17 protein-coding genes are annotated in these 19,621 nt (G+C 40.2%); 4 read left to right on the top strand and 13 right to left on the bottom strand.

The window, feature by feature from the left end; translation table 11 throughout:
* Positions 1-140 precede the first annotated feature (140 nt).
* The 5 genes from WJR50_RS27460 to WJR50_RS27440 all read right to left on the bottom strand — a co-directional run bounded on the left by WJR50_RS27460 (position 141) and on the right by WJR50_RS27440 (position 8,609).
* Positions 141-1,784, bottom strand: a complete 1,644-nt coding sequence (locus WJR50_RS27460) for an FAD-dependent oxidoreductase (protein ID WP_341296521.1) — start codon at positions 1,782-1,784, stop codon at positions 141-143.
* A 16-nt stretch (positions 1,785-1,800) separates the two neighbouring features.
* Positions 1,801-3,225, bottom strand: a complete 1,425-nt coding sequence (locus WJR50_RS27455; protein WP_341296520.1) for a RagB/SusD family nutrient uptake outer membrane protein — start codon at positions 3,223-3,225, stop codon at positions 1,801-1,803.
* Positions 3,226-3,237: 12 nt separating this feature from the next.
* Positions 3,238-6,810 carry a SusC/RagA family TonB-linked outer membrane protein gene (locus WJR50_RS27450; RefSeq protein WP_341296519.1) on the bottom strand — a complete coding sequence of 1,191 codons (3,573 nt, stop codon included), beginning with the start codon at positions 6,808-6,810 and terminating at the stop codon, positions 3,238-3,240.
* A gap of 85 nt (positions 6,811-6,895) precedes the next feature.
* Positions 6,896-7,873 carry a FecR family protein gene (locus WJR50_RS27445; RefSeq protein WP_341296518.1) on the bottom strand — a complete coding sequence of 326 codons (978 nt, stop codon included), beginning with the start codon at positions 7,871-7,873 and terminating at the stop codon, positions 6,896-6,898.
* Between the two features lie 127 nt (positions 7,874-8,000).
* Positions 8,001-8,609: an RNA polymerase sigma factor gene (locus tag WJR50_RS27440; protein WP_341296517.1), complete on the bottom strand. Its 609-nt coding sequence runs from the start codon at positions 8,607-8,609 to the stop codon at positions 8,001-8,003.
* A 626-nt stretch (positions 8,610-9,235) separates the two neighbouring features.
* Here WJR50_RS27440 and WJR50_RS27435 point away from each other — a divergent pair.
* The gene (locus tag WJR50_RS27435; RefSeq protein WP_341296516.1) at positions 9,236-9,808 is read left to right on the top strand and encodes a recombinase family protein; all 573 of its coding nucleotides are present in this window, start codon (positions 9,236-9,238) and stop codon (positions 9,806-9,808) included.
* A 109-nt stretch (positions 9,809-9,917) separates the two neighbouring features.
* Here the strand turns inward: WJR50_RS27435 and WJR50_RS27430 are convergent, their stop codons facing one another.
* The 8 genes from WJR50_RS27430 to WJR50_RS27395 form a co-directional block, all read right to left on the bottom strand.
* On the bottom strand, positions 9,918-10,403 hold the full coding sequence (locus tag WJR50_RS27430) for a cupin domain-containing protein (protein WP_341296515.1): 486 nt from the start codon (positions 10,401-10,403) through the stop codon (positions 9,918-9,920).
* A gap of 32 nt (positions 10,404-10,435) precedes the next feature.
* Positions 10,436-11,185, bottom strand: a complete 750-nt coding sequence (locus tag WJR50_RS27425; RefSeq protein ID WP_341296514.1) for a carboxymuconolactone decarboxylase family protein — start codon at positions 11,183-11,185, stop codon at positions 10,436-10,438.
* 112 nt (positions 11,186-11,297) lie between these two features.
* Positions 11,298-13,448, bottom strand: coding sequence for an outer membrane protein assembly factor BamB family protein (locus WJR50_RS27420; protein WP_341296513.1), 2,151 nt, complete (start codon positions 13,446-13,448; stop codon positions 11,298-11,300).
* Positions 13,445-13,903 (bottom strand): putative quinol monooxygenase, encoded by a 459-nt coding sequence (locus WJR50_RS27415; protein WP_341296512.1) that lies wholly within the window; start codon positions 13,901-13,903, stop codon positions 13,445-13,447. The genes WJR50_RS27420 and WJR50_RS27415 overlap by 4 nt, the downstream gene beginning before the upstream one ends.
* A gap of 20 nt (positions 13,904-13,923) precedes the next feature.
* On the bottom strand, positions 13,924-14,538 hold the full coding sequence (locus WJR50_RS27410; protein WP_341296511.1) for a flavodoxin family protein: 615 nt from the start codon (positions 14,536-14,538) through the stop codon (positions 13,924-13,926).
* A gap of 22 nt (positions 14,539-14,560) precedes the next feature.
* Positions 14,561-15,007 (bottom strand): nuclear transport factor 2 family protein, encoded by a 447-nt coding sequence (locus tag WJR50_RS27405; RefSeq protein ID WP_341296510.1) that lies wholly within the window; start codon positions 15,005-15,007, stop codon positions 14,561-14,563.
* Between the two features lie 122 nt (positions 15,008-15,129).
* Positions 15,130-15,582 carry a nuclear transport factor 2 family protein gene (locus WJR50_RS27400; RefSeq protein WP_341296509.1) on the bottom strand — a complete coding sequence of 151 codons (453 nt, stop codon included), beginning with the start codon at positions 15,580-15,582 and terminating at the stop codon, positions 15,130-15,132.
* A gap of 118 nt (positions 15,583-15,700) precedes the next feature.
* Positions 15,701-16,699, bottom strand: coding sequence for an aldo/keto reductase (locus tag WJR50_RS27395; RefSeq protein ID WP_341296534.1), 999 nt, complete (start codon positions 16,697-16,699; stop codon positions 15,701-15,703).
* Between the two features lie 155 nt (positions 16,700-16,854).
* Here WJR50_RS27395 and WJR50_RS27390 point away from each other — a divergent pair, with 155 nt between their 5' ends.
* From WJR50_RS27390 to WJR50_RS27380, 3 genes are all read left to right on the top strand, one after another.
* A complete protein-coding gene (locus tag WJR50_RS27390) occupies positions 16,855-17,754 on the top strand; it encodes a helix-turn-helix domain-containing protein (RefSeq protein WP_341296508.1) in 900 nt (299 codons plus the stop codon).
* 90 nt (positions 17,755-17,844) lie between these two features.
* Entirely contained in the window at positions 17,845-18,999 is a 1,155-nt protein-coding gene (locus tag WJR50_RS27385) for an XdhC family protein (RefSeq protein WP_341296507.1), read from the top strand.
* 148 nt (positions 19,000-19,147) lie between these two features.
* On the top strand, positions 19,148-19,603 hold the full coding sequence (locus WJR50_RS27380; protein WP_341296506.1) for a (2Fe-2S)-binding protein: 456 nt from the start codon (positions 19,148-19,150) through the stop codon (positions 19,601-19,603).
* Positions 19,604-19,621: the final 18 nt, after the last annotated feature.

The raw sequence follows: 19,621 nt of genomic DNA, 5'->3' as shown, positions 1-19,621 counted from the left end.
TTTGACTTGAAATTTTTATGTTTTTAGTTAGTTTTTTTATAATTTTTTGTATTTTAAACTTGAGTTTATAGTTGCTCCTAGTACAAATTAATAACAATCATTTTCTTTGTTGACTCATTTCGGGATAGGATAAGTCACTACTATTCAGAATTCACATATTCTAACCAGTTATCAGGAATGCTAAGTATCTGCTTATCCTTAATTAGTGCAGACTTAATTTGATCATATTTTAGATCATAGACTTTACATTTATTCTGAACGGCCAATGCAGCAGCGGTTCCTGCACTTTGCCCCAATATCATAAATGTGGGCAATATGCGAATAGCTCCATAGGCCACATAAGAAGATGAAAGACAGGTAGGGGTAATCAAATTATCGCACTGCTCAGCTTTAGGAATAAGGGCTCTCCAGGATATACCAAAAGGTTTCCAGTCATCTCCCCCAAACACAAACCCTTCATTGTACGCATATCCATCTTTTACGATCCTACGGGCATGGTGGGTATCCGGAGGCCACCATGCTATGGCCACCGGATCTTCTATTTTTTCAGTATTTAACCGGCTGGTATGATGCTGAGTAATGATATAGTCACCGAGCATACGCCTTGCTGAGCGTATGTATAACCTGCGTGGCCAGCCGTCATTATCAGTAAACTCATCCTTACATAACCCCCAGCCTTCCCAATTCTTTCGGGTTTGCTCATCTACAGTACTGTCATTTTGCAGAAACCATATGAGTCCTTGAGTAAAATCACGATGATATTGCACCACCGAATCCTGAGTGGCATAATCTCCTTCAGGATACATCCAGTTTTCTCCATATAAATTGGCAGACAAATCGTGCCAGCTTCCCAAATCAGTCTTACCTCCCTCCCGATTGACATGAGGGCTAAAAAGGCTACCCCCAGCCTTGAGGTATCTTCTATAGATTTCGTAACTATCAGGATCATAATTTTCAGGTTTTTCAATCAAGATTCGGTTATCTTTCTCTTTAGTCAACACCATCCTAAAGCAAAACCCCTGTATGTATTTGCTAGGTGCTCCGTATTCACCCAATTCACCCTCTTGTATAGTGGATATTAACCCACTGGATGCATCCCCAGGAATTATATATGGATCTACTTCAACTAAAAATTGACGATAAGTATTCTTGCGCTGAATACCATTTTTGCTTTCACCGTATTTATTTTTACCTTCTCGAATTGTAGCTGTTTTTACCCCAGCAAAGTTTAACAAGTGTCCTTCTATAGAAGCATCAACAAAGACTTCTGCCTGGATTGTGCTACCATTTTCAAGGAATATTGATTGAATGTGCTCGCCTTCTTTTTGTACGCCATCCTTTTCCCGAATACGGGTATTCCTAATGAGGGTAATATTTTTTTCCTTGACTAAAAAAGTTTCAATAATCTCTTCTGCTACATGAGGTTCATAGGGAGAGTACCAACCAGCAGAATCAAATTTTGGCTCACGTCCATAGTGGGCCTCAATAGAAGTGTAGAGTTCTCGGGCAATACCTCCGATGACTACTGAGCTACCAAATCGGATATCTTTGACAATGCCTTCCACCATCATGCCTCCCGGATGCCCCGTGGGTTCTATCAAAACCACCTGTTGGCCCATGCGGGCTGCCTGAATAGCAGCCGTAAAACCTGCCTCACTTCCTCCAAGTATACAAATATCTGTACGGACAGTATCCTGGTAATTTTGTGCAAAAACATTAACAATCAGAGATACACAACTGATACATGTAATTAGTATTATCTGCAATAGTCTTGGGTGATTCATATCTATGAAATAATTATTAATAGCCATCATTCTGCGTGAGCATGCTATTGACATCCAGTTCCCTTTGAGGTATGGGATATAGAGTACGTGTTGCATCTATGTCCAGTATTTCTTCTGCCCTGTCAGTCCGAAGAAGGTCGAACCAATGCTTAGCCTCTAAAGGAAATTCTCTAAAACGTTCCATCCATACCGCCTCTCTGAATGCTTCTTTAGACATTCCGGTAGTTAAATCTACAGATGATTCTTCCATCAAATTTTGTCCATAAGCTCTCCTCCTGATTTGGTTGAGGGCTTCATATACCTCTGCGTTGGGACCAGAAAGTTCATTTTCAGCTTCTGCAAAGATAAGCAGAACTTCAGCATAGCGTAAAATTGGAAAGTTAATGCCTGAATTTCCAGCTTGATTAAAAACCTGCCCCTTAGTAGTAAAAACCCCATCACTATATTTAAATATTAGAGGATTGAAATTTATGGTTACGCTGTCACTTACTTTAAATGAATCAACAACATTAATTTCTGCCCGCAAATCACCCGTTTCGTAACTATTAGATAATTCTTCTGATACTTCATATAAAGCATATACAGGACTACCAGAGATATAATCATTCAATTCTCTGGGAAGTGCATATATGTTCAGGCTATTTGCATCAATATTAGGCTCAAACTGTACATCAAAAATAGATTCCTTTCCATTTTCATTATCCTGCATAAATATTTCAGCATAATTTTCCCAGAGCGAGTACTGCCCGGTATTTATTACTTCTAAAGCTTTTTCTCTCGCTTGCGTAAAGTCCTGCACAGTCAAATAAACTTTAGCTAATAAAGCGTTTGCCGCACTTGCTGAGGCACTACCTGCCACTTCTGCAACGACAGGGAGATTAAGTCGTGCCTCCTCTAAATCGTTGATTATTTGATTATACACATCTTCTGATGAAGCCCTGGATAACTTTAAATCTTCTAATGAAAGAGTTTCATTGAGTGTTAAAGGAACATCACCAAATAATCTGGTGAGGTGAAAATAAATTAAAGCTCTTAAAAATTTAGCTTCACCGATTAATTGATTTTTTTCTGATGCATTTCCATCCATATCTGAAACGCGATCTATTAAAGTATTAGCTCTGTTAATACCTTCATAAGCATTTATCCAAAAATTAGTAATACTTGAATTGGATGGACTTACATTATGGATATCAAAAGGTTCAAGCTCTGCTGACGCACCAGAAGGGACAATAATATTATTTGTTGAAACATCAGCAAATGCCACTAGCGCTGAATTACCATACAAACTCGGTAACACATCATATATTGAGTTTGTAGCTGCCCGCGCTTCTTCAATGTTATTGTAGAAATTATCCGGACTTATAAAGATTTCAGGGTCTTCTTCTAATAGGCTTTTGCAAGAAAAAAGGCTGAGAAAAAAAACTATATATAAATACTTCATGATCATTTGCTTTTAAAAATTCAACTTTAGTCCAATGTTGTAAGTCTTCGCTGTTGGGTATGCTCCATAATCATAACCTAACAATAAATTATCTTGACCTGCCAGATTAACTTCAGGATCAAAGCCGCTATATTTAGTAAAAGTGATCAGATTTTGAGCACTTATATATACTTGGGATGCCTTAAACAAACCCATTCCCATTTTTTCAAAAGGAAGATTGTAAGATAAACTGATATTACGCATTCTAAGAAAAGAAGCATCTTCAACCCATTTATCTATTGCAGAAAAAAGATTGCGCCCATCCAAAACTGTTGGAGCAGTGGCATTTCTGTTTTCTTCTATAGTATTCTGATATGACCAACGATTATTCCACTCTTTAGCCGCATTATAACGACCTATTCCAAAGTAAAACTCCAGTTTGTTAAAATTCATAACTTCATTGCCATAAGAGTATGCCCAGACTGAACTCAACTCTAATCCTTTATAAGAAATTTTGGTAGAAAAACCTCCTGTGAAATCTGGAAGTGCATTGCCAATAATTCCTCTGTCTTCATCATTCACAATATCATCATTATTCAAGTCAACATATCTAATGTTTCCTCCCAATTGTCGTTCTACCCCATCTGCAGGAGTTTGATCAGGAGCAGCCATTGCTTCTTCATCTGTTAAAAATATCCCATTGGTTTGCCATCCATAAAAATTACCTGTGGGTTCTCCTACTTGAAGTATGGATGCAGGTTGTCCTTTCAATACGTTCCAACCAGAATAAACAAGTCTTTGATTTTCGTCTCCTAGACTCGTGATTTCATTACGATTCGCAGCAATGTTAAAAGAAACATCCCAACTGAAATCTCCTTCTAAAAGAATAGCGTTTATACCAAGTTCTACTCCTCTATTCAAAACTCCCCCTATATTTTGTAGTGAATTAGTAAATCCACTTGTGGATGGTATTTGAACATTTAATAACAAATCATCTGTTTTCTTGCGATAATAATCAGCAGTCATGTTTACTCTCCCTTTTAGCAAGCCAATGTCAAGTCCCACATTAAACTGTGCAGTAGTTTCCCACCTTAAGTCAGGGTTTGCTATACGGTTAGGAGCAAAACCAGTAGTAGGAACGCCATCAAAAGTATAAATTACGCTACCTAATCCTGAGAGAGATTGATATAGCCCTATTTCCTGATTACCTGTCAGTCCATAGCTGGTTCTTAGCTTAAGGTTGGAGAATAGTTTTAAATCTTGAATAAATGTTTCTTCTGAAAGCTTCCAAGAAAATGCTGCTGAAGGAAAGAATCCCCATCTTCTCTCTTGTCCAAATCTTGAAGACCCATCATATCGGGCAGTGGCGGTAAATAAATAACGGTTATCCAGAATATAATTAGCCCTCGTCAAATATGAAATCAGACCCCATTCTCCTGTATAAGGCCGACTTAAAGGAGGTGTATTGCTTCCGGTGCCTATGTTGTTTACTGCTAAATTATCATTGACAAATCCTCTATCCTGAATCTGAAACTGTTCCTGTCGTGAGCTCTGGAAAGTAAAACCTCCAAGTAGGTCTAGGGAATGTAATTCATTTGAATATCTATATCTGATTGTATTTTCATTGAGCCAGGTCAAGTTTTGATTGCTTCCAATACGAGCATCGCCTCCTATGTCTGAAGCTAAACGTACATTACTAGGGAAATAGCTATTTTGTTTATTGAACATGTAATCAGCTCCTACACTGGTGCGAAATGTCAGATTTTCCAAAATATCAATTTCTCCAAACACATTGTTCAATAAACGTGTTGTTGTGCTATTATTTGTAGCTAAAGTGGCTAATGCTACCGGATTATAATAAGGAACACTTCGGTTAATTGCTCCAGGCACTTCACCAACATTAACATCCTGAAACGAAAAATCACCGGTTTGTGGGTCACGTACAGGAGTGATAGGATTAAAATGTAATGCTACTGCGGTAATGGATGAACTTGCACCCTGAATACCTCCCGCAGCACCCGTATAGGCTAAATCCGATTGAACCTGGCTTACTGTAGAACTATTTCCTATTCTAATTTTAGCCCCAATTTTCCTATCCAAATTTAATCGCAGTGAATACCTTTCAAAATCAGAGTTGGTAATAATGCCTTGTTGATTAGTGTACCCTCCTGTGATGGCATATTGCATATCCTGATTGCCTCCAGAAAAAGATAATTGATAATTTTGAATGGGTGCTATACGAAATATTTCATCCTGCCAATTTGTTCCTTCGCCTAAATTTGCGATTTGTTCGTTAGTATATACTGGAACTTGATCTTGTCCTAATACATCTCTTTGATATTCAAAAATCTCATTTTCAAATAAAGCATACTCCTGAGCATTGAGTACGGGAATAGTATTGCGAACATTTTGAAGGCCAAAATTTGTTTCTAATGCAATATTATTCCTACCTGCTTTACCCCTTTTGGTAGTAATGATAATTACTCCATTTGCCCCTCTAGAACCGTATATTGCAGTAGCTGAAGCATCTTTTAACACTTCAATAGAAGCAATGTCAGCAGGATTGATGGTAGATAGCGCATTGATACCTGGAGAGCGTGCGGCACCTGAGTTAGCGGCACTATTGTCATTATATACCGGAAAACCGTCAATTACGTAGAGAGGCTCATTTCCTGCTGAAATAGAATTTCCTCCACGAATTCTAACTCTATTTACAGCTCCAGGCTGACCTGAGGTCTGCGTTACATCTACTCCGGAAACCCTTCCTTGTAGAGCATTATCAATAGATAAAGTCTGGACTTCCTTAATTTCCTCAGAACTCACTGAGGCCACTGATCCGGTAAGGTCTTCTTTCTTTACCGTTCCATAGCCAACCACTACAACCTCAGACAGAGATTTAATATCTGGCATTAAACTAACGTTGATAGTATTTTGGGAGTTGATTTCAACCTCCTTAGTTAGATATCCTATAGAAGAAAAAATTAAAATATTTGTGCCATCACTAACGGTTAGCCTATAGTTTCCATTGACATCTGTTACAGTACCATTTGTTGTCTCCTTTGCAAGGATATTTACTCCCGGAAGAGGTTCCCCACTCTCTCCGTCACTTACCTTGCCACTAATCGTTTTTTCCAGGGATGCGTTTCTTGAGTTTACCAGCTTATCAATGAAGCCTTTTGAGGAATGATTTTGCTCACCATCAGGCGCTAAATTATTTTGCAACCTGTTAGGAAGTTTATTTTTTTCTTCAAAAATTAGGTATAAATCCTTTTCTATTCGTTCATACTGTAGCCCTAAAGGTGAAAGTAATTGATCAAGTAACTCCTCAAGGTTACTTGAATCATTTATTTTTTTTGTGAGGTCTACTAATCTGTTACTTACCAGCTCACTGGCATAATTGAAATGGACATTATACTTAAATTCCAGTTGATTTAGTACGGAAGCCAATGCCTTTGAGTCTTGTTGACTTTCTAACAAATTGGTTGTTTTCTCTTTGTCTACACTGCTCCCGATCGCTGCTATTTCTTGAGCCATTACCGACAGCTGTACACAAGTAACTACTATCAAAAGCAGTATTTTTCTAAATTGGCGTACAATGTTTCTCATAAATTGTAAATTGGTATTTTGATTGAACATTAGATTGTCAGTATGCCTTACCGGTTCCAACAGTCAGGCCACTGGCAATCTTTTTTTAATTAGGTTTAATCCATACTTTCTTTCCTTCTTTCTGTATCTCCAGATCAAAGGACTTGCTTAGCATGGTGAAAAGTGCCTCTACTTTATCGGTAGGCAGGGTACCAGTAAACGTATAACTGCTTATCTCCTCACTGACAAATACTATCTTATAACCGTAATTATCTTCCAGAATTTGTGCTATTTGTTTCAATGATTGACTATCAAATGTGAGCAACCTGTCCTTCCAGGAAGTACGGGTTTTAGTATCAACCAATTTCTTCCGGTACTGCTGGGTAGTGCGAGAATAAGCCACTAATTCTCCAGGTTCCATCAGTATCTCCTGTTTTTCCTGCTCTGCTTGGATGTTTACTTTTACCTTCCCTTCATTCAGCACTACCTCAGTTGTATTGCGTCGATTATTTACATTAAAGCGAGTGCCTAACACTTCTACATTTACCTCTTCTGAGGTCATGACCCTAAATTTCTGGTGATCCAGGGTGTGTATTACTGAGAAAAAAGCCTCACCCTCTAGATTCACTTCTCTGGCTCCCCCCTCTCTCCAATTTGGATCATAGCTCAGGACAGAATTATTGTTCAAAAGTACCTCAGAACCATCCGGCAAGGTAACCTCTAGCGTTTCACCATATCCCGTCTGATAGGTAACTGCCCCAGTCTGCTGAAACAAAAGGTAAACGAGACTGCTGATTATAAGAAAACCAATAAAAGCAGCGGCTATTTTTATCCCAAATCCGCTAAACAGCTTTCTTTTTTTAAGGTTACGTGCTCTGCTGCGCTCAAGAATTATTTTAAACTGTAGATCCTTTTCTTTCTGCTCAATAGAAGGATAGGATTCTAGTTTGGCCCACACTTCATCCATCATATCATAATAACTGTCATCTTTCTGGTTTTGTAATTGATTCAAAAGTTGCTCCACTTCTTCAGGGGTGCATTCACCTTTGATAAATTTCTGAAATAAGGTTTTTTTGGGGTCCACGCTCGTTAATTTTTGCTTTTGTACCTATAGTACTGTAAATGAGCAGAGCGGTATTACATTACACACAAAAAAATTTGTTTTTTTTCAAATCAGAAAAGCATGAACCAGCGTAGCATAGAAGATGCAATCAGATTAAGTCGTGAAACAAGTAAGTAAGACAGATTACTATTCCGACAGTGAGGTCTGTATGAATTTTAAGATATTTACGTATGGTATTCAGAGCTCGTAACATCTGTACTTTTACCGTATTTTTGGAAATACTTAATGTAGTGGCAATTTCTTCATAACTCATGCCATCGTGCCTACTTAATTGGAAGATAAGCTTTCTTTGTGCAGGAAGCTTTTGAATTACCTGATTCGCTAGGGCAATGTATTCGGCATAGCTCATTTGATCTTCCACTTGGTTATGAGTGGTTGCTACGGAATATATAATTTCCTCTTTCAGTTGTTGATCTCGAGCTGCGTTTTTCAGAAAATCCAGGGTATGATTTCTTGTAATGGTATATAGATAGGCATTCAAAGATAATTCAGGATTAATGTTTTCTCTCCGGGTCCACAGTTTTACAAAAACGTCCTGAAGTAATTCTCGGGCAAGGTCTTCAGATTTGACAAATTGAAGACAATAGAAAAAAAGCTTACTATAATAAAGATCATATACTTTTTTAAAAGCATTTTCATCCCCTTCTATCATCTGTTTAATGAGAGTCTGATCAATGTTTTTTGTAATTACTGACATAGTGAAGCTTTATTCATTGTTGCAATTGTAATAAAAAAAACAGATGATTTTAAAAAAATTTAACTTTAAATAGAAATATATAAAACTTTTTAAATATTCATTATTAATTTACAGTAAAGGAGAGCATAAAAAACCGTGGGGCAATTGGGTATTTGCTCATCAAACTGGCAGTTCGTATCTTGATAGAAAGCCTGCTAACCCCTATGCCGGCTCAACCAGAAGCCCTTTATCAATTCAAAATTTATCACAGGGGTATCAGTCAAATGATCTAGCGTAGACTCATAGTTTCAGCAGATGCGACCATTCTCGAATTACATTATAAGGCTGGCAACACATCATGCGTTTGGAGAAGATACTACCGGATGATCCAACCACGAAGTATCTGTCTGTTGTGCTAAAAAGGTCCCTTTTTCGCACTACCTCCCCTACCCTTTTTCCCGTTTTTCTAAAAGTGCTCATATGCTCTTCAAAGCCGATTTTTGCTTTTACCCCATTGTGCAACAACTCGGTTAGTAAATCAAAGTATGATAAGCTGGTTATAGATCAGGCTTTTCGTACTTTTGAAGTATCTTCTTTGTAACTTGCCGGCTTTAATGAAGAACTAAACTTTAAGATCATATTTTTATATGCTTATTGGATATGCTCGTGTCTCCACTGTGGATCAGAATCTCAACTTGCAAAAAGATGCTTTACAAAAAGCGGGGTGCGAACGCATCTTTGAAGATACGATCTCCGGAGCCCGAGCAGAACGACCTGGACTAGCTAAACTAAAAGAGCAGCTCAGATCAGGAGATACTTTGGTGGTTTGGAGACTAGATCGTCTCGGAAGAACCTTGCGGAATCTGATTGAATGGGTAACCTGGTTGGAAAGTGAAGGTATTGCTTTTAAGAGTTTGCAAGAATCTATTGATACCGCTACTTCCGGAGGAAAACTCATCTTTCACATGTTCGGGGCTTTAGCGGAGTTTGAGCGTAACTTGATCCGGGAAAGAACTCAGGCTGGCTTATTGTCAGCAAGAGCTCGCGGCAGAATGGGTGGCCGCCCTCCTGCCCTGGATAAAAAGAAACAGAAATTGCTTGTTAAACTTTACCACGATAAAGATCATAGTATTGCAGAAATTCTGGAGATGTTCCATATCTCTAAGTCTACCCTTTACAAGATCGTTCGTGAAAACCCACCAGAAAAGAAAGCCCCATGATCATAGCTTACCTGGAACGACATGATGACGAGAAAAACATACATATAGGCTATGCTACCTAAACCAAAATCTATTTAGCATAGAGTGTTGTAAATTAATACATTAATATTCATTGTGAATATTCCTCATCAGTGACTGCCTGCAGCCACTCGGTAGGCCCATTTTGTCTGCTGGTAATTGCAATTTGAATAAACTCCTGATCCAGACTTGCTCCATGCCAATGGGGAACATTAGGTGGACATTTGACCGCATCTCCTTTTTTAAGAATTCGCTTCGGGCTGCCCTCCTCCTGATAATAACCTACACCTCCAGTAGCTAAAATAATCTGTCCTGTTGGATGTAAATGCCAGTTTGTTCTTGCCCCTGGTTCAAAGGTAACACTGCCCACCGAATTTTCATTGATGCTATCTGCCTGAACTAACCAAGTTAACCAGGCATTACCTACAAAGTTGCTGTTGGTGATTTTTTCACCTCTAGGAAAAATCAATGTTTCTTGTTCGGTACTAATGCTATTGTTATCCTGGTCATCAGCATTTCCACAGGAAACAAGAGTGCAGCAAAAAACAACCAATACCAAATTCGTTATCTTATTCATGATTTTGTGTTTAATGAAAAGTTGAATGCAGATTATTCCCTGGAAGACAGTACTTGGGACAAAATCTCTCTGCCAGCCTCTGCTTGTGCCTGACCTACATTTGACTCTATGATGGACAGTAGTTGCTCCAGTTGCTTTTCGGAAATACCAATGTTGAGTGCGATGCCCATATGACCTTGTGCCATAGGCTCCACACCTCCCAGACTGAGCAGAGCAGATAGGGTTGCGATCTCTCTCTGCTGGTAAGTAAGGATATCTCGTCCAAAAATATCAGCGAATAAGTGTTCTTTTAAAAATACCTCAATGATAGGGCTAAAAGCAGCATAACCCGTTTTTGGCCCGTCTAGCTGCCTGCCGACAAGTTCTTCCAGAACCTTTTTACCTTTTTCATACTTATCTTCACCCTCATCCTGAGGAGATGCCTCTCTGCCTACTTCATCTTGAATACCCTTTGCCTGACGGTTTTCCACCACCGTCATCATAGTTTGCAATCCGCGAATACTGCGGGGAAAGCCGCAATAGGCATACAGATGTACCAGTACTTCTTTGCTTTCATTTATCGTAAGGCCAGCATCCAACCCATTGTTTAAGGCATTTTGTAGTTGCTCCAGATCACCCAGGGCTGTAAATGCAGCGATGGTTACAATACTTTGTTGCTTCGCATCTAAGGTTTGGTTGTTACTTGAAGCATCCTGCATATTCCTGTTTTGAGCAATTGAAAAATGGAATATTCCTACTAAAAAAGAGAGTAGCATCCACCTTATTAAATTTTTACGCCTCATAGTATCTTCTATTTTAATTATAATTACCAATGACAATTACTTTTTCTGTGATATTTACTTGAGATTCTATAATATCAGCTCATTCATTTTATTATAAAATCAATAAAAAAAGCTACTGTGGCAAGGCAAAGGCCATGATGGAACCGGAAGGGTTTTCTTCTGTACCACCCACTGATAGGGCAACAAACTGTTTTCCGTTTATGGAATAGGAACAAACATTGGCGTTATTAGCAGCAGGTAAGGTAGTCTCCCAAACCAAATTGCCCGTTTTCTTATCAAATGCCCATAATTTTTGATCCTCCGCTCCACTGATAAAGACCAGTCCACCGGCTGTAACCATGGGGCCTGAGCGACCTAACAGACCGGTTTGCTCACCCAGTATTGCTTGCAATTTTTCGTCATTTCCTAAGGGTATTTGCCATTCATATTCTCCGGTAGAAAGATTCAGTGCATTCAATGTTCCCCACGGAGGTTTCATCGCCGGGTTTCCGCTCGGACCAGACCAAGTTCTGTAAGGCGTGATATTTCCATACCGCACAGCTTTCGTAGTATCCTTACTTTCTTCAGAAGCTTGGGCTTCCTGGCCGGTTTTGTCATATAGAAACGCTATGATTGCTCCTTCTTCGGAGTCAGATAAGACACCTTTATAGCCGGGCATCTTTCCCCCACCCATCCTTACTTTTTCTAGTGCTTCCTCTTCATCCATTTTGTCTTTCAGGTTTGCCAGTGAAGGAAAGTCAGGCGTGTTTCCTTCTTTTTCAGGCCCATGACATGATGCACAGTGTTGTTGGTAAACCACTCTTCCTCTTTCAAAAACAGAATTATCCCTGGCAGCAAAATGCTTGTCTATATCTACAATGGTTTGAATTTCTGGTAAATTATTACCTCTGATGTAGAGGTAGCTAGTGCTGGGGTCAAAAGCCGCTCCTCCCCAATTCCCTCCTCCCCGGGTAGCTGGGAGAGATAACGTCCCTTTTAAGTCTGGTGGAGTATATAGTCCTTCATACCTTACTGATCTGAATTGCTCCAGAATGGGGTTGTAGTCTTCATCAGAATAACGGTTCAAATCCTCCTCAGTCATAAACTGTTTTACAAAGGCTTTGGGCTTCGTGGGAAAAGGTTGTGTAGGCCAGGTCTCTTCACCCGGTAGATTTGAAGCAGGCACTTGTCGCTCTTCAATCGGATAGACAGGTTCACCCGTGTCACGGTCAAGTATAAAAACAAAACCATGTTTGGTTATTTGTGCTACTGCTTCAATGGCCTTCCCATCTTTTTTGAGGGTTACCAAATTAGGTGGAGCAGGTAAGTCATAATCCCATACATCATGGTGCACTGTCTGATAGTGCCATTTGTACTGGCCGGTAGCTGCATCTAATGCTAAGACACAATTACCATAAAGGTTTTCTCCTAATCTATCTGCTCCATAAAAATCATAAGAGGGAGACCCCAGAGCCAGAAAGACCATACCTCTCTCCTTGTCAATACTCATCCCTGCCCAGCAGTTAACGCCCCCTGCATATGTATAAGCATCTGGTGGCCAGGTTTCATAACCAGGCTCACCTGGATGAGGGATGGTATGAAAGGTCCATACCAACTCCCCTGTTTTGCAGTTGTAAGCCCTGATATATCCCGGAGGAGCTCCGTAAAAATCCGGCAGTCTGGAGCCCAGAATGATTAAGTCTTTGAATATTCTTCCGGGAGTAGTGTTGGTAACCGAAATTTCTTCGGGCTCATCTCTTACGCCTTCATTAAGGCTTACCCTACCATTAGTTCCAAAGGAAGGAATTATCTTCCCCGTTTTTGCATCAATGGCAATCAATGAATTACCAGCAGTGTACAAGATTCTTTTATCCTCTCCATTTTCCCAATAAGTCACTCCTCTGCTGGCAGCACTGGGCTGACCTTCTTCTAATGTCTTACATGACCAGATTCCTTCGCCAGTAAGTGCATCAATCGCATATACAGTCTGTTTACCAGAGTTGGCATACATGATACCATCAACGATGATTGGGTTACTTTGACTTGATGTAGGCTCCTCCCCATCTGCCAAATCGCTCATTTGAAATGTCCAGGCGTTTTCTAAAGTGCTCACATTAGAGAGATTGATCTGGTCTAAAGATATGTAGCTACTACTGTGCGCGTCTCCTTTATAGGCCGACCATGTACGATACATGTTGGATTCGCCACCAGACTGACAGCCCACAAACAATAAAATGATTGCCGCGAAGACTTTTGAAATATGTTTGTTTTCTGTGTGCATCATTGATTTTCTTCTAATTTTTTGAATATCATGGGCATTGTTGTTCTATCTATGGCTTCCATATCTACCAGCTTTAATGACTTTACCATGTCCAGCGTAGTGGTTTTGTACTTTTGAAAGTGGGGTGTTTTTAAGTGTAGCTCGTAAGCTGCTTTGCTGGCATAGATTTCTAGAATTCTTATCTGCGTTGGATTTTCTTTCTGGTACATCGGGAAGATGGTAATGACGCCTGGTTCCAGTTTGACAGATGCAGCCGCTTCTTCTGCCAGTATAGCTTTATATTCTTCCAGATAAGCAGGATCTATTTCAATTTCTGCAATACGTATCATGGGGCGGCTCTCAGCTAAATTTTCCTGCTGCGCTGAAGCGGAAAAAGCCCCAAACATCATGAATACTAAGCTCAAAAGAGAAATAAGTATAGGTGCTTTAGTCTTAATAGCGGGGCTTTGATGTATCATTTTATTGGAGTTGAATTCTACTATTGGATCATTTCAATTTCTTGCAACCATTCCGTCAATTCCTGTTCTGCTTCTTCTGCTTTTTCGCCTTCCATCACGAATAAAATGCCATCTCGCTCTATGCCTCCTTTGATGGAAAAGCCTTCCAGAAGATTAGCATCAGGGCACAATTCCTCTACCGTTTCAAAGCTACTTCCTACACCATATCCGGCATTGGTGTTGAAGGGAATGACAGTTTTTCCACTCAGATCATACTGATGCAAAAAACTTTTCATGGGCGGAGGTAACTGCATTCCCCAGGTGGGAAAACCTAGGAAGATGGTATCGTATCTGCCTATCTCAACCCTAGTTTTCAAAGGCGGCAAGAACCCGCTTTCATTTTCCTCAGCTACCTGAGTTACAATGGCATCATAATCTTCGGGATAGGGTGTTTCTAATTCTAGTGCTACCAATGTTCCACCCACCTTTTTATGTATCATTTTAGCGATGGCCTTGGTGTTATTGGTGCGGGATAAATAGACAATCAATACTTTGTCGGGATCAAAAACAGTATCCGTTTTGGTGTTTATATCCTCCGTTTGGGCGGAAGAACAAGCCCCAATCAAAAGAAAAAATGCTATCAATAGCTGAGTCATAAAAATGGGTGATTATAAATGATTATTCTTCGGGCCTGCTCATGAGTCTGGTAAACGATAGCGAACCTAATTTCCAGCTACCATTTTGTTTTACATAGACTTCCGTAACTTCAAAAGGATTCGTGACTTCATTGCCACCCACTTCGGCCAGCAGATCAATTCTGTTTAACAGGATGGCGGTATTATCTATGATATTCACGGATACTTCATGGATGTCCGCTTTCTTGTACCAGATTCCTCCATTCTCAATAATGCCAAGTTCCTGCTCGGTACCCCAACTACCTCCCATATGGACAAACTCTGCCTTTTCATGAAACAGATCAGTCAGCTTATCTACATCTTTATCAGCCATCCACTGCCATTTTTCTTTGGAGAGATTAATGATTTCCTGTTCGGCAGAAGTATTTTGTGCAAAGGAAATTTGCGCTCCTATAAGAGTGAGTATCAATCCTAAAATTGAAGATTTCATGTTCATCATTTTTCATTAATGAATTCCTATATCAGAAATAGGTTTTTCTTAGCCGTTGTGCCATGACTCCGGTTAGAGTCAATGAAGAAGTGATGGCACAACGACAAATTGTATAGCTACTACTACTTTTCAATGCTATGGGTATCTCGCACACTGCTAAATGTGAGGTCTAACAACTTCCAGTCCTCATCCTGTTTTTGGTAAATTTCGGTCACCGTAAACTCATTTGACACTTCATTCCCCCTAACCACCGCCTGTAGCGTAATGCGGTTCCAAAGGATGGCCGTGTCGTCAAAAAATTCTACAGCAACATCATGTACTTCCGCATTCTTATACCAAATACTCCCTGTTTCAATAATCTCAAGCTCTCTGTCTTTTTTCCAGGTTCCACTCATATGAACGAATTTTGACTTATCATGGAAGAGGTCTGTCAGCGCATCCACATTTTTGTCTGCCATCCACTGCCACTTTTGTTTTGAGAGCTCCTTAAGTTCCTGTTCGGTGGTAGCATTTTGTGCGAAGGACATTTGCGCACTCATGATGATAAATAATAGTCCGATCGTTGATCTTTTCATTTTGATGATGGTTATGTTGTGTTTATTTCTATTGATTAATTTTTTTGATACTCATTGGTCAATTAGAGCTGACTCAGCCAGCTTGAAGATTTTTGTGCTTTTTCATAGCTGATGTATTTTAACGCTCCACCATATTTTGCATCTGTTCAGGATAACGAGCCCCCTGTATTTCAACCTTTGCCACGGCTTCATTGATTTCTTTCAGCTCATCAGCATCAAGTAATATATCTGATGCGCCAACATTCTCTTCCAGACGGTGCAACTTGGTAGTACCAGGAATCGGAACAATCCACGGCTTTTGTGCTAATAGCCAAGCCAGCGCAATCTGAGCAGCAGTAGCATTCCTTTCGTCTGCCATCTTACCCAGTAAACCAACCAAAGCCTGATTGACTTTTCGGTTCTCTTCAGAAAAGCGAGGAACAATATTGCGAAAGTCTGATTGGTCAAATTTGGTATCCTGCTTGATAGCTCCAGTCAAAAATCCTTTTCCTAATGGACTGAATGGCACAAAGCCAATTCCCAATTCTTCCAGCGTGGGTAGTATTTTCTGTTCAGGTTCTTTCCACCACAGTGAATATTCACTTTGCAAGGCTGTAACAGCTTGCACCGCATGGGCTTTACGAATGGTTTGAACGCCCGCTTCTGATAGACCAAAGTGTTTCACTTTTCCCTCCTGGATCAACTCTTTCACCGTGCCAGCTACCTCTTCAATGGGCACATTGGGATCTACCCGATGCTGATAAAACAAGTCAATGACATCGGTTTTCAAGCGTTTCAGCGATGCATCGGCAACCGCTCTTATAGTTGAAGGTCGGCTATCCAGGCCTAGCGATGGCTTGCCTTCTTTGAATCCAAATTTGGTGGCAATCACTACTTCCTTTCGAAACGACTCTAGGGCTTCGCCCAGCAATTCTTCATTCGTAAATGGCCCGTAAGCCTCAGCGGTATCAAAGAAGGTGATGCCTTGATCATAGGCAGACCGAATGAGTTTAATAGCCTCTTGTTTTTCTGTTGCAGGACCATAGCCAAAGCTTAGCCCCATGCAGCCAAGGCCCAGGGCTGATACTTCAAGGCTATTTTTAGCCCCACGACTTTTTCCTAATACTCGCTTTTGCATCATTTAACTTTGTTGTTTATGCAAAACTCTTATCATTTTTTATCCTTTATGGTATATGGATTACTGATATTTCTACCATCATTACTGATTTGAAGGTGTACATCTGTTAAGAAGAGTATAAATGCGTAATTTGGATAAGCTAAAAAATCAATAAAATGGAATTAAGACGTTTTGAGACCATAAACGACTACAACGTATTCAATAACAATGAAACGCTGCACCCTCTAGTGAGCGTAGTGGATGTGTCCAAGGCAAGTCCAAGACAAGCCTCCAATATGTATTTTGGGTTTTATACTGTCTTTTTAAAACAAGTGAACTGCGGTAATCTGCGCTATGGCCGGCATACCTACGATTATCAGGAAGGCACATTGGTGTTTATTGCACCCGGACAGGTAGTGACTGTTGAAAACAAAGGTGAGACGTACCAGCCCAAAGGCCTCGCTCTGATCTTTCATCCTGATCTGATACATGGTACTTCCCTTGGCCGGCATATACAAGAGTATACCTTCTTCGGCTACCAATCTAATGAAGCCCTTCATGTATCCGAGCGTGAAAGGAAAATTGTATTGGATTGTTTTTCCAAGATTGAGTATGAGTTAGACCATGCCATAGATAAGCACAGTAAAAAACTCATTGTAGATAATATTGAGTTGTTTTTGAATTATTGTGTCCGTTTTTATGAACGTCAGTTTACTACGCGTGATCATGTTCATACGGGCATTTTGGAAGGGTTTGAGCATTTGTTAAACGACTATTTTCAGACAGATAAAGCCCAGAGACTTGGCTTGCCTTCCGTAGCCTGGTGTGCCGGAGAATTGAACCTATCCCCTAACTATTTTGGGGACCTGGTAAAAAAAGAAACCGGCCAATCTGCCCAGGATTACATACAATCAAAGTTGATTGAGGTAGCCAAAGAAAAGATATTTGGCCCCAACAAAACAGTCAATGAAATCGCTTATGAATTAGGCTTTAAATATCCTCAGCACTTTACGCGCTTCTTTAAAGAACGAGTGGGACACTCTCCCAACAAATACAGGATGCTCCATAATAATTGAGAGATACACATTAGGGTAATTGTAGCTGATCATTAGCTTCCGGTCCCTGAGCAGAAATGGATAGCTTGAAGGTTAACAAAGAAAATTTGTATGAAAGAGATTAAGGCCATCTGCGAAGCATATAAAAAAGTAGACTTTAGTAAACATAAAGCTGCTCTAGCCACTGTAGTAAGGGTAAAGGGTTCATCCTATCGTAGCCCGGGAGCACGCATGCTGATTACTGATGATGGCAGATGGACAGGCTCCATCAGCGGCGGTTGTCTGGAAGGAGATGCTCTGCGTAAAGCGCGTAAAGTGATGGCGGATAAACAAGCAATTACGGTTACCTATGATACCAGAGATGATGAAAATAGCATTTTCAAGATTAATCTGGGTTGTAATGGAGTAATAGATGTTTTGTTTGAAGCGATTGACCCGGTTGATAAAAACAATCCTGTATTTCTTTTTGAGCGAATACTGCAAGAGAATGAAGCAGCTTCTCTGGCTACTATTTTCAACGGGAGTCCAGATATGATTGGGAAAAAAATATACTTGCAAAAAGCTTTATTGAATACCCAGACGATTCATCATGAAGTCCTGTCAGAGATAATTGAACAGGATTTATGGGAATCCATGGAAAATAAGCGATCTAGTGCAAAAACATATGAAGTTGAGGGAGAACCCTGTGAAGTGTTTATTGAACTGATACAACCCCCTATCCAGCTGATGATCTTTGGAGGGGGCTTTGATGCCAGACCGCTTAGTGAAATGGGTAAGAAACTAGGTTGGTCAGTTACGGTTACCGATGAATGTGTAGCACATATTGCACCCTTATTCTTTCCTGACGCGGATAACCTATCCTTATGCAACAGGGAATTCATTGATCGAGATTTTCAGATCAGCGCTAACACTGCTTGCGTACTCATGTCACATAACTATGAATACGACAGGGATGTGTTGAAGAAAATACTACCCTCTGAAACGCCCTACATTGGTATACTTGGCCCTAGAAAGCGCTTTGACAAAATATTGAAGGACTTTGCCGATCAAAATCTTCAACTATCAGAAAAGGATTGGGATCGGATTCATGCTCCCATTGGACTAGACATAGGGGCAGAAACTCCTGAAGAAATAGCCATTGCCATCATCGCTGAAATTATGGGAAGGTTTACGCGAAGAGAAGCCGGATATTTAAAATTCCGACCAGGCCCTATTCATCATCGGGATAATACAAGTGACCAGGTTTTTAAGGAGGCTCTACTGTAAGTAATCAAAACATCCAGGGCTAGATAAAAGAGGCTTTCTTCTCTATTATACATTAGGGTGGTTTAGTTCATATATTCTTAAAAATCACAAGGCTTTTATATTTGACATAATAATTTTTGATATAACTCTTTAAATCTGATTTATCACCATGGCGACTTTTAAACTCACTATCAACGGAAAACAACAGCAGATAGATGCTGACCCAGCCACTCCTATGCTGTGGGTGCTAAGAGACCATCTCAAGCTGGTAGGCACCAAATATGGCTGTGGTATCGCACAATGTGGAGCCTGTACCATTCACCTCAACGGAACAGCCGTTCGCTCCTGCCAACTCCCGGTTTCAGCAGTAGGCGAACAGAAAGTGACTACCATAGAAGGGCTTTCTGAAAAAGGAGATCATCCGGTACAGAAGGCATGGCTGGAGCATGATGTCCCTCAGTGTGGCTATTGCCAGGCCGGTCAAATCATGACAGCCGCTGCCCTTTTGGAAAAGAACGCTAATCCCAGCGATGAGGAAATAGAGTCGGCCATGAATGGCAATATCTGTCGCTGCGGTACTTACCTGCGCATCAAAGCTGCAGTGAAAACTGCGGCAAAATCTTAAACTACTTAACCCTTTTAG

Origin of the sequence: Catalinimonas locisalis, assembly GCF_038039535.1 — a bacterium.
GTDB lineage: Bacteria > Bacteroidota > Bacteroidia > Cytophagales > Cyclobacteriaceae > Catalinimonas.
This window is presented reverse-complemented; position numbering and strand designations above follow the sequence as displayed.

Coding starts and splice junctions, on each gene's coding strand:
- WJR50_RS27460 (WP_341296521.1), bottom strand. CDS start 1,784: ATGAATCACCCAAGACTATTGCAGATAATACTAATTACATGTATCAGT.
- WJR50_RS27455 (WP_341296520.1), bottom strand. CDS start 3,225: ATGAAGTATTTATATATAGTTTTTTTTCTCAGCCTTTTTTCTTGCAAA.
- WJR50_RS27450 (WP_341296519.1), bottom strand. CDS start 6,810: ATGAGAAACATTGTACGCCAATTTAGAAAAATACTGCTTTTGATAGTA.
- WJR50_RS27440 (WP_341296517.1), bottom strand. CDS start 8,609: ATGTCAGTAATTACAAAAAACATTGATCAGACTCTCATTAAACAGATG.
- WJR50_RS27435 (WP_341296516.1), top strand. CDS start 9,236: ATGCTTATTGGATATGCTCGTGTCTCCACTGTGGATCAGAATCTCAAC.
- WJR50_RS27430 (WP_341296515.1), bottom strand. CDS start 10,403: ATGAATAAGATAACGAATTTGGTATTGGTTGTTTTTTGCTGCACTCTT.
- WJR50_RS27425 (WP_341296514.1), bottom strand. CDS start 11,185: ATGAGGCGTAAAAATTTAATAAGGTGGATGCTACTCTCTTTTTTAGTA.
- WJR50_RS27420 (WP_341296513.1), bottom strand. CDS start 13,448: ATGATGCACACAGAAAACAAACATATTTCAAAAGTCTTCGCGGCAATC.
- WJR50_RS27415 (WP_341296512.1), bottom strand. CDS start 13,903: ATGATACATCAAAGCCCCGCTATTAAGACTAAAGCACCTATACTTATT.
- WJR50_RS27410 (WP_341296511.1), bottom strand. CDS start 14,538: ATGACTCAGCTATTGATAGCATTTTTTCTTTTGATTGGGGCTTGTTCT.
- WJR50_RS27405 (WP_341296510.1), bottom strand. CDS start 15,007: ATGAAATCTTCAATTTTAGGATTGATACTCACTCTTATAGGAGCGCAA.
- WJR50_RS27400 (WP_341296509.1), bottom strand. CDS start 15,582: ATGAAAAGATCAACGATCGGACTATTATTTATCATCATGAGTGCGCAA.
- WJR50_RS27395 (WP_341296534.1), bottom strand. CDS start 16,699: ATGCAAAAGCGAGTATTAGGAAAAAGTCGTGGGGCTAAAAATAGCCTT.
- WJR50_RS27390 (WP_341296508.1), top strand. CDS start 16,855: ATGGAATTAAGACGTTTTGAGACCATAAACGACTACAACGTATTCAAT.
- WJR50_RS27385 (WP_341296507.1), top strand. CDS start 17,845: ATGAAAGAGATTAAGGCCATCTGCGAAGCATATAAAAAAGTAGACTTT.
- WJR50_RS27380 (WP_341296506.1), top strand. CDS start 19,148: ATGGCGACTTTTAAACTCACTATCAACGGAAAACAACAGCAGATAGAT.